We start from the raw sequence: 19,429 nt of genomic DNA, 5'->3' as shown, positions 1-19,429 counted from the left end.
AATGTGGGCCGGGGGTGACTACTTTTGGAGAACCGCTCTGATCTGGTCTGTTCGATGATGAAGTTTTTGCTGCTGTTGGCGTTGGTGATAAGCTGGGCAAACCTGCGGGCGCAAAACCCGGCGGGCGGGCAAACCTACACCGACGCCCGCTCGGGCTACCGGCTCGTGTACCCCTCCGGCTGGTGGGTGCAGCAGCTCGACAACCCTACTGACGCCGCCTTTTACCTGGGCCCGTCCTGGCAGCAGGCGCAGGCCGTGGTCACGCTGACCATCCGGCCCCTGCCCGACGCCCAGAAAGACCTTAACCTGCTGGCCCGCGGGCAGGCCGACTCGCTGCGGCGCGCGCTGGCCACCCTGCCGCAGGTGCAGGCCCTGCGCCTGGCCGGCTCCGACGTGGGCTTCTACCAGCAGGTGCAATATGATTACACTTTCGTGCCGGATGCGGCGCCCGCCGTCCCGACCCGGGTGGTGGGGCGGCGGCTCTGGCGCAACGGCTACGAGTACCGGCTCGAGTACCGGGCCGCCGTGGCCCAGGACGCCCGCGCCCTGGGCGAGGGCCGCCGGCTGGTGGAGTCCTTGGTGCTCATTGGCAAGGGCCTGCCCAGCCGCCGCTACGCCGACCAGCCCTGCGACGACAAGTTCTACGGTATTGCCGCCCTGCGCTTCAACGGCGACCAATGGGAAGACGACTGCCAGACCATCCACGAGTTTGCCGGCTCCGACCTGAGCGCCTCACCCACGGTGCACCGCCGGGCCCTGCCCTTCCAGTCGTACGCCCTGGCCAAGGGCTTCGACAACTGCCTGTACTCGGTGACCAAATCCCCCACCGACGCGCCCGAGTACGTGTACCGCTACGACCCGGCCCTGCGCCAGGGCGCCTACACCCGCTGGCAGCTGCCGGCCCAGGGCCCCGAAACCGTCTGGATTGCCGCCTCTACCGACGCCCGCGGCAACCTCTATTTCATCACGGCCGATGCCGCCAAGCTGGTGAAAGTCAGCCCCACCACCGACTCGGTAAGCCTGGTGTGGGAAGCGGACCCGGTGCGGCGGGCTTCTTACTACGCGGCCATCGGCTTTGCCGGCGCGGGCACCCACGCCAACTTCTGCCTCGACGAGGCGGGCACCCTCTACCAGGTCTACAGCACCGACGGCTCCCTGCTCCAAATCAACCTCGCCACCGGCCAGCCCGCCCCCGAACTGCTGCCCTTGGACGGGCTGCCGGCCAAGGGCGGCTACAGCGACATACAGCTGCAAAACGATGCCGCCGGCCGCCGTCACCTGTACCTGGCCGGACCGAAGTCGGTGTACCAGGTAGACCTGAATCGGCACCAGGCCCGGCGGGTGCGCAGCGGGGTCTACACCGACCTGGCCGGCTGCAACATCTTCCGCCAGCCGCCCGTACCAGCGGCCACGGCGGCCTGGCGCGGCCGAATACTCGACGCCACCACCCGCCAACCCCTGCCCCAGGCTCAGCTGCGCCTGCAAGCCAATGGCCGCGAAACCACAGCCGCACTGACCGCCGACGGCAGCTTCTCGGTGCCGGCCGCACCGGGGCAAACTCTGGCGGCCCAGGTGCGGCAGGCCGGCTACCTTACCGCCGACAGCACCTATAAAATCCCCGCGGGTGGCCTGGCCCAGGACATTCTGCTGCGTCCCCTGGCCGTCGGAGCCACGTTGCGGCTCGACAAAGTACAGTTTCAGAAAGGCCGGGCCGTGCTGCTGCCCTCCTCCTACCCCGCCCTCGACCCGCTGCTGGCTTTGCTCACCCAGAATCCCCAGCTCACCATCGAGCTGCGCGGCCACACCGACAACGTGGGTGACCCGCAGAAAATCGTGGTGCTCAGCGAGCAGCGCGTGGCGGCAGTCAAGGCCTACCTGGTCCGCCACGGCGTGGCCGAAGCGCGCATCACCGGGCTGGGGCTGGGCGGCACCGAACCCCGGGCCAGCAACGAGCGGGAAGCCACCCGCCAGCTCAACCGCCGGGTGGAGTTCCGGGTGACGGGGCTGCGGTAACGGGGTCGCAGCTCCCCTTCCGGCCGGGAAGCCCAAACAGCCCTGTGGTCCTTAGGGGAGTTGCTTTTTGATTTCCTCCCGCCACTCGTACAAGCCTGCAACGTCAAAAACGCCGCCCTGCAGAAACCGTCCGATAAATTCCGCTAAAGAGTCGGTGAGCACAATCGTTAGCGCGTCACTGCCGTGGTTCGAAATCTGGTAACGGCCAGGCTGCTCTTCATTGAGTTCAACCTTCCACATGTCACCGTAGATGAGATACTCAGCCACGTAAAACTGTCCTTTGGGGTGCTCACTCCTGCGTTCTAGAATTTCTTCGAGCGGAATAACCCGGAACACGTCCTCTTCGGATTCAAAGCCGTTGCAGAACGAGTAAAACTCTTTAAAGTCGGCCGGTAAAACCAGTCCCATTTCCGCCTCGAAGTGGCTGACAAGTTGCGCACTGGCGGCCGGATACAGGCTGATATCGGTTTGCGCCGGGTTGGCCGTAAGCAGTTGGATCAGCGCAGAACTAGGCATAAAGGTGTAATCTTATAGTCCGAATCAACCAAATATAGCACCGCTACCTTTCCTTATCCATTATGCCCCTTACGACTCTGAAGCTCCCCGAACTATCCCTGGTCTTGCTCATTGGCACCTCAGGGGCGGGAAAATCCACCTTTGCCCGGCGCCTGTTTCGGCCCACCGAAGTCGTGTCGTCAGACCAATGTCGGGCCCTGGTGGCGGATGATGAGAATGACCAGTCGGCCACGCCCGCGGCCTTTGCCCTGCTGCACTACCTGGTCGGCATGCGCCTCAAGCGCGGCTTGCTGACGGTCGTGGACGCTACCAACGTGCAGCCCGAGGCCCGCAAAGCCCTCGTGCAGCTGGCCCGCGACTACCATGTGCTGCCTACGGCCATCATCCTCGACGTGCCCGACCGGCTGGCCGAGGACCGCAACCGCGCCCGCGCCGAGCGCCAGCACATGGGCCGGCACGTGGTGCCCCAGCAGCGGCAGCAGCTGCGCCGCAGCCTGAAAACGCTCAAGGCCGAGGGCTTCCGCCAGATCTTCCACCTGCGCGGCCCCGAGGAAATCGACGCGGTGCAGAGCATCGTGCGCGACCCGCTCTACAGCAACCGCAAAGCCGAAACCGGCCCCTTCGACATCATCGGCGACGTGCACGGCTGCTACGACGAGCTGGTGCTCCTGCTCACTACCCTGGGCTACGCGGTGCAGGACGAGCCCGTGCACGATGCCCGCGACCTGGGCGTGCGCGTGACGGCTCCCGCCGGCCGCCGGGCGTTGTTTCTGGGGGATTTGGTGGACCGCGGCCCGGCCTCGCCCCAGGTGCTGCGCCTGGTGATGAGCATGGTACAGAGCGGGGCGGCCCTGTGCGTGCCCGGCAACCACGACATCAAGCTGCTGCGCTACCTGCTGGGCAAGCAGGTCAATGAGCAGCACGGCTTTGCCGAAACGGTAGCCCAGCTGGCCCCGGAATCGGACACGTTCAAGAGCCAGCTGCGGCAGTTTCTCGACGGGCTGGTGAGTCACTACGTGCTCGACGGGGGCAAGCTGGTAGTGGCCCACGCCGGGTTGCGCGAGGAAATGCAGGGCCGGGGCTCCGGCGCCGTGCGGGCCTTTGCCCTGTTTGGCGAAACGACCGGGGAAATCGACGAGTTTGGCCTGCCCGTGCGCTACAACTGGGCTTCGGAGTACCGCGGCCGGGCCATGGTGGTGTACGGCCACACGCCCGTGCCCGACCCGGAGTGGCTCAACAACACGATTGACATTGACACGGGCTGCGTGTTTGGCGGGCGCCTGACGGCCCTGCGCTACCCCGAGCGGGAACTGGTGAGCGTGCCTGCCGCCCAAGTGTACTGCGAGCCGGTGCGCCCGTTGCGGCCCGCCGAAGCGGCCCAGGAAGCCGTCCAGCTCACGGCCCAGCAGCAGCACGACGAGCTGCTCGACATCGGCGACGTGACTGGCAAGCAGATCATCAAAACCCGGCTGCTGCCCTCGGTCACGATTCGGGAGGAAAACGCGGCGGCGGCTCTGGAAGTGATGTCGCGCTTTGCCCTGAACCCGAAGTGGCTGCTGTATCTGCCGCCCACCATGAGCCCGTCCGAAACCTCGGCCCTGCCCGATATGCTCGAGCACCCCGCCGAGGCCTTCGACTACTTCCGTCGCCAGGGCGTGGAGCGAGTGGTGTGCGAGGAAAAGCACATGGGCAGCCGCGTGGTGGTAGTACTGGCCTGCGACGAGGACGCCGCCCGCCGCCGCTTCGGCGTGGTGGGCGAAGGCGCGGGCAAGGTGTATACCCGCACCGGCCGCAACTTTTTCACTGATTCCGCCCTGGAAGCTGCCTTTATCACTCGCCTGCAGCAGGCCCTGACCACGGCCGGGTTCTGGGAACGGTTCCAGACCGACTGGGTCTGCCTCGACGCGGAGCTGCTGCCTTGGTCGGCCAAGGCCCAGGAGCTGATCAAGAATCAGTACGCGGCCGTGGCGGCCGCAGCCACCGCCGCCCTGCCCGAAGCCGCCGCCGTGCTTGCTCAGGCCGCCACCCGCGGCCTCGACGGCGTGGAAGCGCTGCTGGCTCGCACCACGGCCCGCCAGTCGGCCGCCGCCCACTACGCCGACGCCTACCGCCGCTACTGCTGGCCCGTGGAAAGCCTGGACGACCTGAAGTTGGCGCCGTTTCATCTGCTGGCCACCGAGGGCCGCACCTACTTCGATAAGGACCACGCCTGGCACATGGAAACTCTGCGCGCGCTGAGCCTGGCCGACGAAGGCCTGCTCCGGGCCACGCCCTACCGCGTGGTGCCCCTGGCCGACATTGCCGAAGTGGAAGCGGCCACGCAGTGGTGGCTCGACCTGACCGCAGCCGGCGGCGAGGGTATGGTAGTCAAGCCCTACGACTTCATTCCCGGGGGCCGCAAAAATCTGGTGCAGCCGGCGCTGAAGTGCCGGGGCCGCGAATACCTGCGCATCATCTACGGACCCGACTATCTGCTGCCCGGCAACCTGGAGCGCCTGCGTGACCGGGGCGTGAAAGCCAAGCGTAACCTGGCCCTGCGGGAGCTAGCCCTGGGCGTGGAAGGTCTGGAGCGCTTCGTGGCCGGCGCCCCGCTGCGGCAGGTGCACCAGTGCGTATTTGGGGTGCTGGCCCTGGAAAGCGAAGCCGTGGATCCGCGCCTGTAGCCGGATTCGTTTGGGCAGCTGACCGAGGCAACTAGGTAGAAATACGTGGTAGGGAAAATGCGTAGTTCTACGGTGCTATGCCGGGTCTGAGCGGGGCTCCTTTGCGGGTAGAAACGCTATGCCTCCCGCCCCGCCTTCTTCCGAGTTGACTACTGCCGACTTTTGCGCGCCGGGCGGTATTCTGGTGGCCGATGCCGAGCCCCTGTTCCGCAGCGGGCTGCGGTACGTGCTGAACCAGACATTTGCGGCGCATGCACTGCGGGAGGCTGGCACGGCGGCGGAGCTGATGGCGCTGGTAAGCCGTCAGCCACCGGCGTTGGTTGTCCTCACAACCAACCTGCCCGATACGGCCGGCGAGTTGCCCCAACTACTCACCGACCTGCGCGCGGCGCAGCCCCAGCTGGCTATTCTTGCGCTTCTCGAACCTGCGGCGGCCACGGAGCTGACCATTCTGCGCTTGGTGCGCCAGCGCATTTCCGGACTGCTCCCACGGGCGGCCACCCCGTCCGAAGTGAGCGAGGCGGTGGCCGCAGTGTTGCAGGGCGGGCAGCACTACGCCGCCTGGACTTTTCCCTGCCTGCCCGACCCGGCCAGCGGTCTGCCGCCGGCACCAGCCATTTTCACGCCCCGGCAGCTGGAGGTACTGCGCCTCGTTGCCGACGACCATTCCAACGAGGACATTGCCGAATACCTCGGCATGAGCGTCCGCACCGTGGAGTACCACCGCAGCCAGATGCTGCACAAAACCGGCACGCGCACCACCCTGGCCCTCGTACTTTTCGCCCGGCGCCGGGGCTGGCTGTGCTTTGCGCCCGTGGAAGCGACAGAATCAGCCGGCGTCCCCCGGCGCTCGTGACCTCTGCAGCCCGGCTGAAATAACGGCAGCCGCACGGCCAGCGGTTAGTAACGCTTGCCAGTCCGGCTGCCAAACTTCCTGTGCGCACCATTCGCATTCAGGCAGGCTCCGGATAGCGCCCCACTTGTTTAGAAGCAACTCCTTGATCAAAAGAACTATACCCCAATAACCGCGAGGCAAATAAATTAAATCAATAAAATTGTTTTGATATTTTATAATATAAAATAAATATTAGCAAAATAAAATACTTTTAGCTGGCCAGCGCTTTTCTGCGTGTCGCCTGCTTTAGTATTTCTCCGCCCTACCAATCCTATTGCGCCATTTTTTCCGGCCTTCCCCTAACTCATCGGTGGGTTCGGGCTGGTTACGTGCGTCCTGTATTATCCATTTTCTTCACTGGTACTCCCATGAAAAAACTTTCTATTTGTTTACTGGCCGCTTTGGGGCTGGCAGCTCCGGCCAAAGCGCAGTTTTCGCTTACCCCAAGCACGCAGCAGAAGTTGAAGGAAAGTGACAATAAAGACTTGTCCGAACTTTATTTTGTGGGCAACGGGGATATTCAGACGGGCTTTACAAACGCGAAAAAGGAAATTGCCGCCAATACCGGCTTGGGCATTCTGTTCTGGCGCATCTGGCCCAACTGGGAGTTGCAGCTCGACGCGAAAGTAAACGTGGCCTCCACGGTCGACACGCTCACTAATGAGCGCGTCAACGGGCTGGTTCAGAACAACCGGGTCTATGGCCGCAGCGTGCTGGTGCCCGGCTTTTCCAGACAGTCGACCGTAGTGCACGCCTTATGGTACCGCACCAAAGCCGCCAAACCTTTATACGGTTTTATCAGTGGCTTTGAATTCCGGGTGGCCGCTTCCAATAATGTGTGGGGCTATTTTGAAAATCAGCAGATTATCACTGCCAAGGACACCTCCACCGTCCGGCGCAATACGTTTATCGACGTATCGAATCTGGGTGGGCGGTTCGGGGCCTTTTACGAGTTTGTGGACGAGGACCAGCGGCGGCTGAACGGTAATTCTGTGCGGCTCGGGCTCAACGTTATTTTCCGCAGCATCCAGGGAGATATTGGGCGGCACACCGATGCCGTGCGCAGCCTGCGCCGCGACTTTTTGCTCACCTCGAATACCATTCACGTGGGCTTTGAGCCGGTGCTAACTTTCCGGCTGAAAAATATTCAGGCCGAAGCTTCCGTGCCGTATTTATTTGCCGGGTCCAGCAATACAGTCCCGGGCTTATCGGGCGCCCAGTTTATCACTTCCATCAGCTTTGTAGGCGGCTTCCCGGTCAAGATGGAATAAGCCCCGCGGCCTGCTGGGCCCCGCCCGGGGTAGCTGCCGCAAGTCGGGGCCAGCAGGCCGTAAGGACAAGAGGCAACGCGGTCCGGCCGCATTTTTTCTGCTACTTTCAGGCGCCCTTATTATTACCCTTAGCTAGAAAGATTTTCCTATGTCCTTGCTCGCCTGGAAGCAAAAAGTATGGCTGCAGCTGGCCGTCATTTACACCCGCTACCTGATTGGCGGCGCTTTCGTTTTCGCCAGCCTCATCAAGCTCAAAGGCCGGCGCTTTACCACGCTCAGCGGCGAATCGGCCCCGATTCATTCGGCTGCGCACTTCTTCGAAACGCTTTATCAGGCCGGCCCCTACTGGAAATTTATCGGTCTGGGGCAGTTGGTGGCCGGCCTGCTACTCATGACCCAGCGCTACGCTTTGGTCGGGGCTCTGCTGTTTCTGCCCATCATTGCCAACGTGTACGTCATCACGTATTCCTACGACTTCGGCGCCACCACCTGGACCACCGGGCTCATGCTGCTGGCTACCGTGGGGCTGCTGGCCTGGGACTGGAACATCTTGCGCGCCCTGGTGCACCAGCCGGTGCTGCCGGCGCCCACGTCGGCGCTGTATGAGCGCCGGCTCTGGGAAGCGGTGGGCGGCGTGCTGTTTCTTTACACGGCCATTTACCGCGCCCTCGTCGACCAGTACAACGCGCTCCAGTGGTTTGCCATCTGCGGGCTGGTGGGGCTGCTGGGCTTGGTCATTGCTGCGGTGCTGCACCGGCGCGAACGGCGGGCACTGCCCAGCTAGGCCGCGGCGGATAGCCCGCGCTCCTGGTCGGCTTCGGGGCCCGGCTTGTTATCAAGCCGTCAGAAAGCTGGTCAGCTCGCCCGAATAGGTGAGCGTGAGCTGGTGCATGGCCCGGGTACAGGCCACGTAGAGCATGCTCCGGTCGACGTCGGTTTTGTAGGTTCGGGCCGAGGCGAAGGGCACGATAACCTCGTCGAATTCCAGCCCTTTGGCCAAGTGGGCCGAGGTGATGATGACGCCTTCCTTGAACGTGGTCGACTCGGCCGTGAGCAGGTGCACGCCGGGCGCCTGCAGGGCCTGATAGGCCTGCTCTGCCTGGCGGAGCGTCTTGCAGATAATGCCCAGCGAATGACTCGCGGAGCGCTGAAACTCGGCAATCATGCCCCGGATGGCCGCTAGTTCTTCGGCCGGGCCGGCGTAGCGCGCCACCACCGGCTCCCGCCCGTGCCGGTCGAGGGGCAGAATGTTGGGGTTGGGGGTGATGCGCTGGGCGAAGGCCGTGATTTCGACCGTGGAACGGTAGCTGCGAAAGAGCTTGACCACGTCGGCCTGGGGAAACACCCGCTCAATGGTTTCGGCCGAAGACGAGCTATAAGGGTTCACCATCTGGCTCACGTCGCCGAGAATGGTCTTGCGACACGTGAACAGGCGCGAGAGCACGGCGTATTGCACGGGCGTGTAGTCCTGCATCTCATCCACGAGCAGGTGCTTGACGTGCTCGTAGGCTGTGATGCCCTCCAGACGCAGGCGCAGGTAAATCAGGGCGAAGACGTCGGCGTATTCGAGGTACTGGCGCTGGTCGAGCTTGAGCAGTTCGGGCTTGCCGAGCCAGCGGTAAAAATCCCGGTACAGCTCCGGCACCTGCTGAAAGCGGAACATGCGCGGAATGGCTTCCCCGATACTGGACTTTTCCTGCCCGGTGAGCTTGCGGCGGGTGGCATCGCGGACAAAGTCGCGCACGTCGTTGGCTACCAGCGGAAAGCGCTTCAGCAACGGCACCCGGTGGTAGGCCTTGAACCGGGCCAGCAGAAACGGCGCAGGCACCACCGTGCTGCCCACCCGCAGCTCTTTGACGGTGAAATAAGTGTTTTCGACGTAAATAAGGTACTGATTGAGCTGACTCAGAAACTCAAACGACGACTTAAACCGGATTCGCTCGATGAAGGCCGCATCGTGGTGCTCGAGCAGAGCCGTGACCTGCTCAAAGAACGTCTGAAACCGGAACCGGGGGTCGAGCAGGTCGGCGGCCAGCTCGTCCATGCCCAGCTCGGGAATGTGCTCCTCGCCCAGCTCGGGCAGCACGTTGGAGATGTAGTCGGCAAAGACCTTGTTGGGCGAAATGATGAGCACGTCCTTGGCCGCAATGGTTTCGCGGTAGCGGTACAGCAAAAACGCAATCCGGTGCAGGGCAATGGAAGTTTTACCCGAGCCCGCCACGCCCTGAATCACCATCACCGAGGCGTCCTCGTTGCGAATCACCGCATTTTGGTCGCGCTGAATGGTGGCCACGATGTTCCGCATTTTGTCGTCGGAAGATTTGGCCAGCTCACGCTGCAACACGTCATCGTGGATGTTAACGTCGTTTTCGAGCATAAACTCCATGCGCCCGTCGCGGATTTTGTACTGGCGCTTACGCTCAATCTGTCCCTGAATCCGGCCCGAAGGCGTGGCGTAAAAGGCGTCGCCGAGTTCGAAGTCGTAGAACATCGACGAAATCGGCGCCCGCCAGTCGTAGATCCGGTTCAGGCGCTGCTGCTCGTCGAAAAAGGAGTGCACACCGATGTAAACCGGCGCGGCGGCTTGGCCCCGGGCGGCAAAATCGATGCGGCCGAAGTACGGGGACTGGCCCAGCTTGAGCAGCTTGCGCTTGCGGGCCACGGCGCCCTCCCCCGTGAAAGCCATGCGGTTGATAGACTGCCCGGCGGCCACCATGTCGGCTTCGTCCATGCCCGACTGGTGCTCGTGGATGTACTGCTTTTTCTGCCGCAGCTCGTCGGAAAACTGCCGCACGGCGTCGTCGACCCGCCGGATGGCCAGCGTGAGCTGCTCCTTGATTTCCTCCAGATACTCTTTTTCTTCCTGTTCGGTAACGTTCATCATGGCGGGCGGCTTGGCAAATGGAGGGCAAAGGTCGCACTATATTCCGGGCCGTGGGAGCCCACCCAACGGTCCAGGGCACTACCCTGAGCTCATTTTTCCCGCTCCTCCCCGTGCAAGCACCAATAATTTTCCCGCAGCACCGGCTAAAAAAACAACTGCCGCCTTCATCTCTGCTCACCCACCCCGCAAGGCGTATGGGGTTGAAGTGCAGCAGTCAGGGCCCAATGGCTTACGCCCCGCTTAATGGTCAGGTGCGCCGCGTTAGTTCAACCGAAATTTCTGCATCACCCTCGGCACCAGCGGATGCCGGTCCGACAGCAGGGCGTACTGAATGGCAAAGGTGAAGGCCAGCAGCAGGGCAATGGTAAGGTTGCTAAGCAGGGTGGCCTGGCCTTCCGTAACCCGGGAGTTGTGCGAGAGTTCCTCCCCCACCCGTTGCTGAATGGCATTGAGGTGGCGTAGGTCGGCGTGAATACGGGCAAACTGCTGCGCCGCCGCGGCCTGCGCCCGGCTGGCCGGAACCGGCGCGGTGAGCAACTCTTTTTCGAGGGCGTTGTAGTGGCGCAGGTGGGCCTGAAACGCGCGCAACTGCTGGTTTTCGTCGGCCACCAGGTAGGTTGCCTGGTGCCGCTCCAGGATGGAGTCAATCTGCACGTTTCGGCCCGCCAGCTGGGTGTAGGTTTCCCGCCGGCCGGCCGGGGTGGGCGCCGCCAGGAAACCGGCCAGCAGCTGCCGCTTTTCGTGCATCAGGTCGTTGAGCTGAAACAGCCCCGTGGCCGGCAGCAGCCGGTCCTGGTAAAGCGAGGACACGGAGGTGCTGAACTGGCGGATCAGGCGCTTTTCTACCAGAATGCTGCCCACAATGCCCAGCATAACGACCAGAAACAACAGTACTGGCCGGGCCTTGCGGTGAATGCGCGACAAAAAGCTCATTGCAGTAGCGTAAGTGTGATTAAAAGCCGGAACCAGCCCGCCCCCCAACAACGGGCCCGGTCGGAGCGCCCCAGGCTGGCCCCGTACAGGGCCGTGAAGCTGCCCAGCGCCGCCTGCAGGCCCAGAGGTTGCTGCCCGGCCAGGGTAAACAATCCCAGCGGCAGCCCCATTGCCACTGCGGATTCGAGCCCGACCTGCCAGCGCCAGGGGGCATCGTGCAGTTGAATCAAGCTGCGCATAGCCCGGCGGGTACGCGGAACATAACGCTGGAAAGAAGCTTTCATAGCGGGCGGAGCACCATACGGCGCCAATACGGGGCTACACGCTCAGCGTGGTGGTAATGGCAATGCTGCCTTCCAGGGACTTGTGAATGGGACACCGCTCGGCAATGGCCAACAGGCGCTGCCGCTGCTCTTCGGATAAAGCCCCGCCTAGCGTCAGCGTGCGCTGCAGACTGCGCACCACGTGGTCGGCGGCATTTTCAAACTGAACCTCAGCTTCAATGCTTTCCAGCGGCCAAGCCTTGCGCGCGGCGTACAGGCGCACCGTAATGCAGGTGCAGGCGCTCAGGGCCGCGGCCAGCAGCTCACCCGGCGAAGGCGCCTGGTCCTGCCCGCCGGCTTCCACGGGCTCATCGGCCAGCAGCGCGTGTCCGGCGGCCGTGCGCAGGTGAGTTAGATAGGCGGGCCCCGTAAGGTCGGTGTGGGCGGTGAGCGTGGGCATGGGCGGCGGATGGTTGGGGTTGGCAAGATACGCGCTTCGGCGAGGCCGCGGCGAGCTTTACGGCCGGGGCTTCACTGCGGTGAAATAAGACGCGCAACCGCCGGTTCACGAAAAGCCTGGCCCGCAGCTTCCCGCAGCATTTATTCAGGTACCCCAGCCGTCGAAGTGGGCAGTAAAGACGGGATAAGCGGCGGACTCAGGCACTGGCGCTTTCCCTGCCCTGCAGGCATTCGGGGCTGGCCGCAACGGCTTCGGCGGGGCGTTGCCGGAGCAGTGCAAATTCCTTTACCTTACGCAGCGGGCCAGCCGATAACCCTGCGAAAACCCGGCGGCCTGGGCTCCACCCGGAAGGGGGTGCGCACCGAGGCCGGGCCTGAACCGAACTCCCCTCAGGCCGTAGTAATCTGCCGGCTCCGGTGGGTCCGGCGCCGCCGCCGCCCGCCGCCCGAGCTGCTCACTTTTAGCTTTAGACTTATGGAAGTTGGCATTGATAGTTTCGCCTCGCACCTGCTCCAAAACGGCGGCCTGCCCCTGAGCGGGCAGGAGGCAATGCGCCTGCTGCTGGAGCGCATTGAGCGCGCCGACCAGGTCGGCCTCGACGTATTTGGTATCGGGGAACACCACCGCCGCGAATACCTCGACTCGGCCCCGGCCGTGATTCTGGCCGCCGCCGCGGCCCGCACCCGCCACATTCGCCTTACCAGTGCCGTCACGGTGCTCTCGGCCGCCGACCCGGTGCGCGTTTTTCAGGAGTACGCCACGCTGGACCTTATTTCGCAGGGCCGCGCCGAGATGGTAGTCGGCCGGGGTTCTTCCACCGAGGCCTTCCCGCTGTTCGGCTTCAGCCTCGACGACTACGACGAGCTCTTCGCCGAAAAGCTGGACCTGCTGCTGGCCATTCGCGACACCGAGAAAATCCGCTGGCAGGGCCAGTACCGGCCCGCCCTTACGGGCCAGGGCGTGTACCCGCGGCCGGCGCAGGCCCGGCTGCCCATCTGGCTCGGCGTGGGCGGCACGCCCGAGTCGTTTGTGCGGGCCGGCACGCTGGGCCTGCCGCTGATGGTCGCCATTATCGGCGGCGACACGCACCGCTTCCGCCCGTTGGTTGACTTGTACCGCGAGGCGGGCCGCCGGGCCGGACACGCGCCCGAGCAGCTGAAAGTGGGCCTGCACTCCTTGGGCTACGTGGCGCCCACGGCGGAAGAAGCCGTGGCCGATTTTGTACCCGGCTACCTCGATACCTTCAGCAAGCGCGCCCGGGAACGTGGCGGCAGTCCGCTCACCCGCTACCACTTCGACGCCCAGTCCGGGCCGCAGGGGGCGCTGCTGGTTGGCAACCCGGAAGAAGTAGCGGCCAAGATTCTGCGGCACGCCGAGGCCCTGGGCGGCATTTCGCGGGTAACGTTTCAGATGGACGTGGCCGTGCTGCCCCACGAGAAGATTCTGCGGGCCACCGAGCTGCTGGGCACCCGGGTGGCCCCGCTCCTGCGCGGCTAGCCATTGGCCGGCGGCCTGCCTGCTGGCTCTAGTCTGGCAGGCGGCCCGTTCGGAAAACGCTGCCGGATGCTCCCGCCGCGCCTTCGTCTTCTGGTTTAAGCTTCCCGCCGTATGCAAATTTCGACGCCCGTAGAAAATGTGCTGCACGAGCTGGGCGTAGACCCCGACACCGGGCTTTCCGACCAGGAAGTGGCCGCCCGGCGGGCGCAGGTGGGCTCCAACCGCCTGCGGGCCCAGGCGAAAAAATCCATTCTGCGACTGGTGCTTTCCCAGCTCAACGACGCGCTGATTTATGTGCTGCTGGCGGCCGTGGCCATCACGGTAGCGTTGGGCGAATACGTGGACGCCGTTATTATTGTGGTCGTCGTTCTGATCAACGCGGCGCTGGGAGTGGCCCAGGAAGTGAAGGCCGGCAATGCCATTGAGGCCCTGAAAAAGCTCGCGACGCCCCGGGCGCTGGTGCGCCGCAACGGCGGGCAGGTGCAGGAACTCGGCTCGGCCGAGCTGGTGCCCGGCGACATCGTCATTCTCGACGCGGGCCGGGTTGTGGCGGCCGACCTGCGCCTGCTCGAATCGGCCAACCTGCAAATCGAGGAGTCGGCACTGACGGGCGAATCGGTGCCGACGAACAAGAATGCGCAGGCCACTTTCGCCGATCCGCAAACCCCGCTCGGCGACCAGGCCAACGCCGCCTTTATGTCGACGCTGGTAACCTACGGCCGGGGGGTGGGCGTGGTGGTCGGGACGGGGATGAACACGGAGGTTGGCAAAATTGCTATCCTTATCGACGAAGAGGAAGAAGGCCAGACGCCCCTGCAGAAAAAGCTCGATGGGCTGGGCAAAACCCTGGGCAAGGTGGCCATCGGCATCTGCGCGGCCTTGTTCGGGCTGGCTTACTGGCAGGGCCGGGACTTGGCCCACACGTTTCTGTTGGCCGTGTCGTTGGCCGTAGCGTCCATTCCCGAGGGCTTGACGGCCATCGTGGCCGTGGTGCTGTCCATCGGCGTCACGGCCATGGCCCGCCGCCACGCCATTATCAAAAAGCTACCCGCCGTCGAAACCCTGGGTTCAGTTGACATTGTGTGCTCCGACAAAACCGGCACCTTGACCCAGAATAAAATGACCGTGACCCGCTACTTCCTGCCGGGCGAGGGCGACGTGGCGCTGGACAACGAGGCCGCGCCTTCGGCCGAAGCTTTGTTGCTGGCCCAGGCCCTGATTCTGTGCTCGGATGCAACCTATGAAAACGGCACCGGCACCGGCGACCCCACCGAAATTGCCCTGCTTGTGTTCGGCGACCAGCTGGGCCTGGACCGCAAGGCCCTGACCGCTGCCACTACGCGGGTCGGCGAGTTGGCCTTTGACTCCACCCGCAAGCTGATGTCAACCCTCACCGACGACCACGGCCAGCTGCGCGTGTACACGAAGGGCGCCATCGACTGCCTCCTGCCCCGCTGCACCCACGTGCGCGCCCAGGGCCAGGTTGTACCCCTCACCGACGCCCACCGCGCCCGGGTGGCCCAGGCCACCGATGCCCTGTCGGGGCAGGCGCTGCGCCTATTGGCGGCGGCCTACAAGCCGGTCGACCAGCTGGTGGCGCCGGAAGCAATGGAGCAGGAGCTGATTCTGCTGGGCCTCGTGGGCATGCTGGACCCGCCGCGGGAAGAAGCCCGGCAGGCCATTCGACAGGCCGCGCGGGCCGGCATCACCACCGTCATGATTACCGGCGACCACAAAAGCACGGCCTTCGCCATTGCCAAAGCGCTGGGCCTGGCCGACGCGCCGAGTCAGGCCGTGACCGGGGATGAGCTGAACCAGTATTCGGACGAGGAGTTTGCCACCCGGGTGGCGCAGTTCCGGGTGTTTGCCCGCGTCTCGCCGGAGCACAAGGTCAAGATTGTGCGCGCCTTCAAGGCCCGGGGCCACATCGTGTCGATGACGGGAGACGGGGTCAACGACGCGCCTTCACTCAGCGCGGCCGACATCGGGGTAGCCATGGGCATCACCGGCACCGACGTGGCTAAAAACGCCGCGGCCATGATTCTGACCGACGACAACTTTGCCACCATCATTGCCGCCATCGAGCAGGGCCGCAACATTTACAACAACATCAAGAAGGCCGTTATTTTTCTCCTGGCCAGCAATACGGGTGAGGTCGTGGCCATGGTTGTCAGCATCCTCATTGGCTGGCCGGCCCCACTCGTGGCCACCCAGCTGCTGTGGATCAACCTGCTCACGGACTCGCTGCCGGCCATTGCCCTGGGCATGGACCCCGGCGACCCGGACGTGATGCGCCGGCCGCCGCGCCGGCCGAACGAGAGCTTTTTTGCGGGGGGTGCGGGCTGGCGGGTCGGGCTGGGCGGGGTACTCATCGGCTTGCTTACGATGGCGGCATTCTGGTTCGGCTTCTACGAGCACGGCTACCAGCCCTTTGCCCGCTCCCTGCCGGAGCCCGTGCTCGAATACGCGCACACCATGGCCTTCATGACCATCATCTGCAGCCAGCTATTGTATGCGCTCAGCTTCCGCAGCGACACCAAATCTATTTTTCAGGCGGGACTTTTCGCCAATCCCTACCTGACCGGAGCCGTGGTGCTGGGCATAGGTCTGCAGCTATTGGCCCTCACCGTCCCGGCGCTCCAATATGCCTTCAAGCTTCGGCCGCTGGACGCGCGGGGCTGGCTGGTGGCCATCGGCCTGGGCTTGGTGCCCTTGCTGGCCACCGAAGTTGCCAAGGCCATCAAGCGCTGCCGGTCCGCCGGTCCGCCGGCCGGCACCGCCTGAACTTGACCCGGCCCGGCGACTTCTGGCCCAGGCAAGTAGCCGCGGGCCGAACGGCTACCGCATCAATGCCCTACCTTGCGGCACCCGGGAAAGCCCTGCCCAGCTGCTCCCCCTGCCCTGCTACGCTATGAACATCATCTACCTGACCGACCTACTCGGCACCGGCGTATTTGCCGTATCGGGCACGCTGGCGGCGCTGCACAAAAAGAAGGACCACGACTTACTCACGCTGTTCATCTTCGCGTTTGTCACCGCCGTTGGGGGCGGCACGCTGCGCGACGTTATTATTCAGGCCTACCCGGTGGTCTGGATTAGTGATGCTAATTACCTGGTTGTCATTACGGCTGGCGTCGTGCTGGCCGTAGCCTGCCGCCGCTGGTGGCTGGGCATTCTGCGGCGCCCCCTGCTGGTTTTCGATACCCTGGGTACCGGCATTTTCACCATTATGGGCCTGGAAAAAGCCCTGCACGCGGGCGTGAATGCGTGGGCAGCCGTGCTGCTGGGCATTGTGTCGGCACTGTTTGGGGGCGTCATCCGCGATACGCTTGCCAACGAGGTACCCCTGGTATTTGAGCGGCAGCTCTACGCCACTCCCTGCCTGATTGGGGCCATTGTGTACGTTCTCACCCGGCCCCTTCCCATCCCGGCAGCGGTGCACTTTCTGGGAGCCGTGGGGCTGATTACCGGCTTTCGGCTGCTGGCCGTGCGAAAAGGCTGGACGTTGCCGGCAATTCGAAGCTAACGCGCCACAACCGGCGGCACCTAGCGCTGCTGCAGCCAGGCACAGGCCGTGGCTAAATCATCAAAAGCGGCCACGAATGGTTTGGGGGTGCTTCCTAAGGTTGTATCCAGCGAAAAGCGGGCGGCCAGGGCTTCCAGGTACACGCACGCCACGCTGCGCACGCCACGCTCGGCCAGTTGGGGAAACAGGGCCTCCCCCGCCCACTGCTCCCGGCCGGCCCAGCCTTCCACCGCGTCGCGGGCATCGTTGAGCAGCTTGGTGCAGGGCTGCAGCCGCAGGCACCGCAGCAGCAGGACCCAGCCGGCGCCCGCGTCCTGCTCCCGGTAGTTGCCGCGCCACCGCACGTACAGCCACCGGGCCCCGGCATCGTACCAGATCTGCACCGACGTGGTGTCGCCTAATAGAGTTAGACTGCTGTTTTCCAGAGGCCAGGCCATCATCAAATAAAGGTAGCAGGTCGGCGGCTTGCAACGACTCCGCAACCGAAATTTCAATGCCGGCTGAACCAAGCCACCTACCTATTCACCATCCTCACTGAGCCGCATTCATTGCCGCTTCACTGGCAGTGGACCAGCAGCGAGATTATAGTGTCCCTGCTACGCCACCGGTGCGCAACCCTTCTCTGCTCGACACTGCGCGCCGGAGCTAAATAAAAAACCCTCCCTGCATGACGCAAGGAGGGTTTTGGTGATCCCGCTGGAATCACGCTATAACTTACACTATTTTATAAAAACAGCTTCTACAGGCGCTCTAAGGCCTATTGTTAGTCAATAGGCTTATCGAGATTACTATCCAGTAGGCGAAATTTACATACCCACTTGCATACCCACTTTTACTTGTGCTACTTTTGGGCAACTCCTCCCCTACCCCTGCATGGCCACCACCAAATTGCGTCTGCGCAATGACCGCACGTCTTTCGGCAAGACGACCGTGTACGTCCAATACACGTTTAAGAGCCGCAACTATTACTTTTCTACCAAAGAGAAAATAGATCCGGCCCACTGGCATGCTCGGCTGGAAAAGGTGTCCGGTAATGCGGAGGAAATTAAAGCCCTCAATAGTCGGTTACAGGCGTATCTGGCCGATATAAACCAGCTTGTTGCGGGAGCCATCCACCAGAAGCTCGAGCCTACACCCGCCTACCTCCGCGAGCAGCTGTCCTCCCCGACCGGCTCCGCGGCTACCTTGGCAGAAGGGACGCCAACCGCGACGCCGAACTTCTTGGCCTTGTTCGACGCCTACATTACGGCGACCCAGGCTACCAAAGCGCACGGCACCATCAAGCATTACCGCACTACGCTGAACCATCTCACCGCCTTTGCCGCCCAGAAACGGCGTCCACTAACGCTGGACGCCATCGACACGCCCTTTTACCATGCCTTTGTCACCTTTCTGACCAAGGAGTTGCGCATGACCAATGGCACGGCCAACAACCAACTCAAGCGGGTCAAGGTCGTCATGGGCTACGCTAGTGAACAGGGCTTGACGCAGAACACCTCCTTTCGCCAGTTTAAGGCCCTGCGCCATACCGAAACCGACGTGGTTTATCTCACCCGCGAGGAACTCGACCGCCTGGTACACTTCGATCTGCTAGCCGAGCCGCGGCTGGCCCGCGTGCGCGACCTGTTCGTATTTGCCTGTAGCACGGGACTACGCCACTCGGACTTCAGTACCGTGCGCCCTGACCAGATCAAAGGCAACCAAGTAGTAGTGCGCACTATTAAAACCCGGGACTGGCTGTACCTAGACCTGAACCCGTATTCGCGGGCTGTCCTGGAACGCTATCCGCAGGGTCTGCCCCTACTCTCCCAGCAAAAGTTCAACACCTATGTGAAGGAGCTCGGACAGTACTGTGGGCTGGACGCGCCGGTGCAGGTGGTTCACTATCAAGGCAGTCAGCGCATCGAGCACTGGCAGCCTAAATACGAGCTGCTCTCCTCCCACACGGGACGGCGCACCTTTGTGACGCAAAGCCTGGAGCGCGGCATGGCCCCGGCCATCATCATGAAGTTTACCGGGCACAAAGACATTAAAACCCTGATGCGCTATGTCAAGGTAGCCGATACGGAGAAGCGGGCCCAGATGGAAAAAGCCTGGGGCTAGCGCTCCGCCCACCGACCTGTAGGCATCACCGGGGGGTGGCTTAGTTACTTTAGGTGCCCGAACCAGCCCTCTCAGCCACTTTCGATGGCTAGCGGCGCGTGGGGTACGGCCCGACGCCCGCCTTTTTGAGGCGCTCCAACGCGTAGGGTATGCGTGGTGGTGTGAACGCGCGGCTCCATCCCCAGGGCTCGTCGCAAACCCACACAAACCCAAGTAAACCCACACAAGCCCACGCCCCCCACAGAAACCCTTTGATCCGCGCGGCGCTGGGTCCTGCCTCCGCGGCCACCAAGCAGCCGTAGTGAGTGCTCCATCCCAAACTGGAGGGCCAGTCCAAACGGTCACAAGCGTTCAGAAACGGGCATAAACGTTTTTGAAACGGTCAGAAGTGTTTTGCACCGGGGG

At 63.3% G+C, this 19,429-nt stretch carries 15 protein-coding genes; 9 read left to right on the top strand and 6 right to left on the bottom strand.

Annotation, left to right across the window (positions count from 1 at the left end; translation table 11 throughout):
- The first annotated feature begins 24 nt into the window (after positions 1-24).
- Positions 25-2,013 carry an OmpA family protein gene (locus EWM57_RS05565; protein WP_129920153.1) on the top strand — a complete coding sequence of 663 codons (1,989 nt, stop codon included), beginning with the start codon at positions 25-27 and terminating at the stop codon, positions 2,011-2,013.
- 51 nt (positions 2,014-2,064) lie between these two features.
- Here EWM57_RS05565 and EWM57_RS05560 read toward each other — a convergent pair whose 3' ends face one another.
- On the bottom strand, positions 2,065-2,529 hold the full coding sequence (locus EWM57_RS05560; RefSeq protein ID WP_129920152.1) for an SMI1/KNR4 family protein: 465 nt from the start codon (positions 2,527-2,529) through the stop codon (positions 2,065-2,067).
- Positions 2,530-2,591: 62 nt separating this feature from the next.
- On the opposite strand from EWM57_RS05560, the gene EWM57_RS05555 reads away from it, so the two are divergent.
- From EWM57_RS05555 to EWM57_RS05540, 4 genes are all read left to right on the top strand, one after another.
- On the top strand, positions 2,592-5,192 hold the full coding sequence (locus EWM57_RS05555; RefSeq protein WP_129920151.1) for a polynucleotide kinase-phosphatase: 2,601 nt from the start codon (positions 2,592-2,594) through the stop codon (positions 5,190-5,192).
- Between the two features lie 145 nt (positions 5,193-5,337).
- Positions 5,338-6,048, top strand: coding sequence for a response regulator transcription factor (locus tag EWM57_RS05550; protein WP_165370423.1), 711 nt, complete (start codon positions 5,338-5,340; stop codon positions 6,046-6,048).
- 524 nt (positions 6,049-6,572) lie between these two features.
- Positions 6,573-7,358: a hypothetical protein gene (locus EWM57_RS05545; RefSeq protein ID WP_129920149.1), complete on the top strand. Its 786-nt coding sequence runs from the start codon at positions 6,573-6,575 to the stop codon at positions 7,356-7,358.
- A 148-nt stretch (positions 7,359-7,506) separates the two neighbouring features.
- Positions 7,507-8,142, top strand: a complete 636-nt coding sequence (locus tag EWM57_RS05540; protein ID WP_129920148.1) for a hypothetical protein — start codon at positions 7,507-7,509, stop codon at positions 8,140-8,142.
- A gap of 51 nt (positions 8,143-8,193) precedes the next feature.
- Here EWM57_RS05540 and EWM57_RS05535 read toward each other — a convergent pair whose 3' ends face one another.
- The 4 genes from EWM57_RS05535 to EWM57_RS05520 all read right to left on the bottom strand — a co-directional run bounded on the left by EWM57_RS05535 (position 8,194) and on the right by EWM57_RS05520 (position 11,898).
- Positions 8,194-10,242, bottom strand: a complete 2,049-nt coding sequence (locus tag EWM57_RS05535; RefSeq protein ID WP_129920147.1) for a HelD family protein — start codon at positions 10,240-10,242, stop codon at positions 8,194-8,196.
- Between the two features lie 261 nt (positions 10,243-10,503).
- Positions 10,504-11,175, bottom strand: coding sequence for an MCP four helix bundle domain-containing protein (locus EWM57_RS05530; protein WP_129920146.1), 672 nt, complete (start codon positions 11,173-11,175; stop codon positions 10,504-10,506).
- Positions 11,172-11,414 carry a hypothetical protein gene (locus tag EWM57_RS05525; protein WP_129920145.1) on the bottom strand — a complete coding sequence of 81 codons (243 nt, stop codon included), beginning with the start codon at positions 11,412-11,414 and terminating at the stop codon, positions 11,172-11,174. Before EWM57_RS05525 ends, EWM57_RS05530 begins: the two co-directional genes overlap by 4 nt.
- 79 nt (positions 11,415-11,493) lie before the next feature.
- Positions 11,494-11,898, bottom strand: coding sequence for an OsmC family protein (locus EWM57_RS05520; protein WP_129920144.1), 405 nt, complete (start codon positions 11,896-11,898; stop codon positions 11,494-11,496).
- A 474-nt stretch (positions 11,899-12,372) separates the two neighbouring features.
- Between EWM57_RS05520 and EWM57_RS05515 the strand changes: the two genes are divergently transcribed.
- The 3 genes from EWM57_RS05515 (at position 12,373) to EWM57_RS05505 (ending at position 16,921) form a co-directional block, all read left to right on the top strand.
- Positions 12,373-13,395 carry an Atu2307/SP_0267 family LLM class monooxygenase gene (locus EWM57_RS05515; RefSeq protein WP_129920143.1) on the top strand — a complete coding sequence of 341 codons (1,023 nt, stop codon included), beginning with the start codon at positions 12,373-12,375 and terminating at the stop codon, positions 13,393-13,395.
- Between the two features lie 111 nt (positions 13,396-13,506).
- On the top strand, positions 13,507-16,179 hold the full coding sequence (locus EWM57_RS05510) for a cation-translocating P-type ATPase (RefSeq protein WP_129920142.1): 2,673 nt from the start codon (positions 13,507-13,509) through the stop codon (positions 16,177-16,179).
- A 127-nt stretch (positions 16,180-16,306) separates the two neighbouring features.
- On the top strand, positions 16,307-16,921 hold the full coding sequence (locus tag EWM57_RS05505) for a trimeric intracellular cation channel family protein (protein WP_129920141.1): 615 nt from the start codon (positions 16,307-16,309) through the stop codon (positions 16,919-16,921).
- Positions 16,922-16,941: 20 nt separating this feature from the next.
- On the opposite strand, the gene EWM57_RS05500 is transcribed toward EWM57_RS05505, so the two are convergent.
- Positions 16,942-17,361, bottom strand: a complete 420-nt coding sequence (locus tag EWM57_RS05500; protein ID WP_129920140.1) for a hypothetical protein — start codon at positions 17,359-17,361, stop codon at positions 16,942-16,944.
- Positions 17,362-17,794: 433 nt separating this feature from the next.
- Between EWM57_RS05500 and EWM57_RS05495 the strand changes: the two genes are divergently transcribed.
- Positions 17,795-19,024: a site-specific integrase gene (locus EWM57_RS05495; RefSeq protein WP_129920139.1), complete on the top strand. Its 1,230-nt coding sequence runs from the start codon at positions 17,795-17,797 to the stop codon at positions 19,022-19,024.
- Positions 19,025-19,429: the final 405 nt, after the last annotated feature.

It is taken from the genome of Hymenobacter persicinus, assembly GCF_004167665.1.
Classification (GTDB): Bacteria; Bacteroidota; Bacteroidia; order Cytophagales; family Hymenobacteraceae; genus Hymenobacter; species Hymenobacter persicinus.
This window is presented reverse-complemented; position numbering and strand designations above follow the sequence as displayed.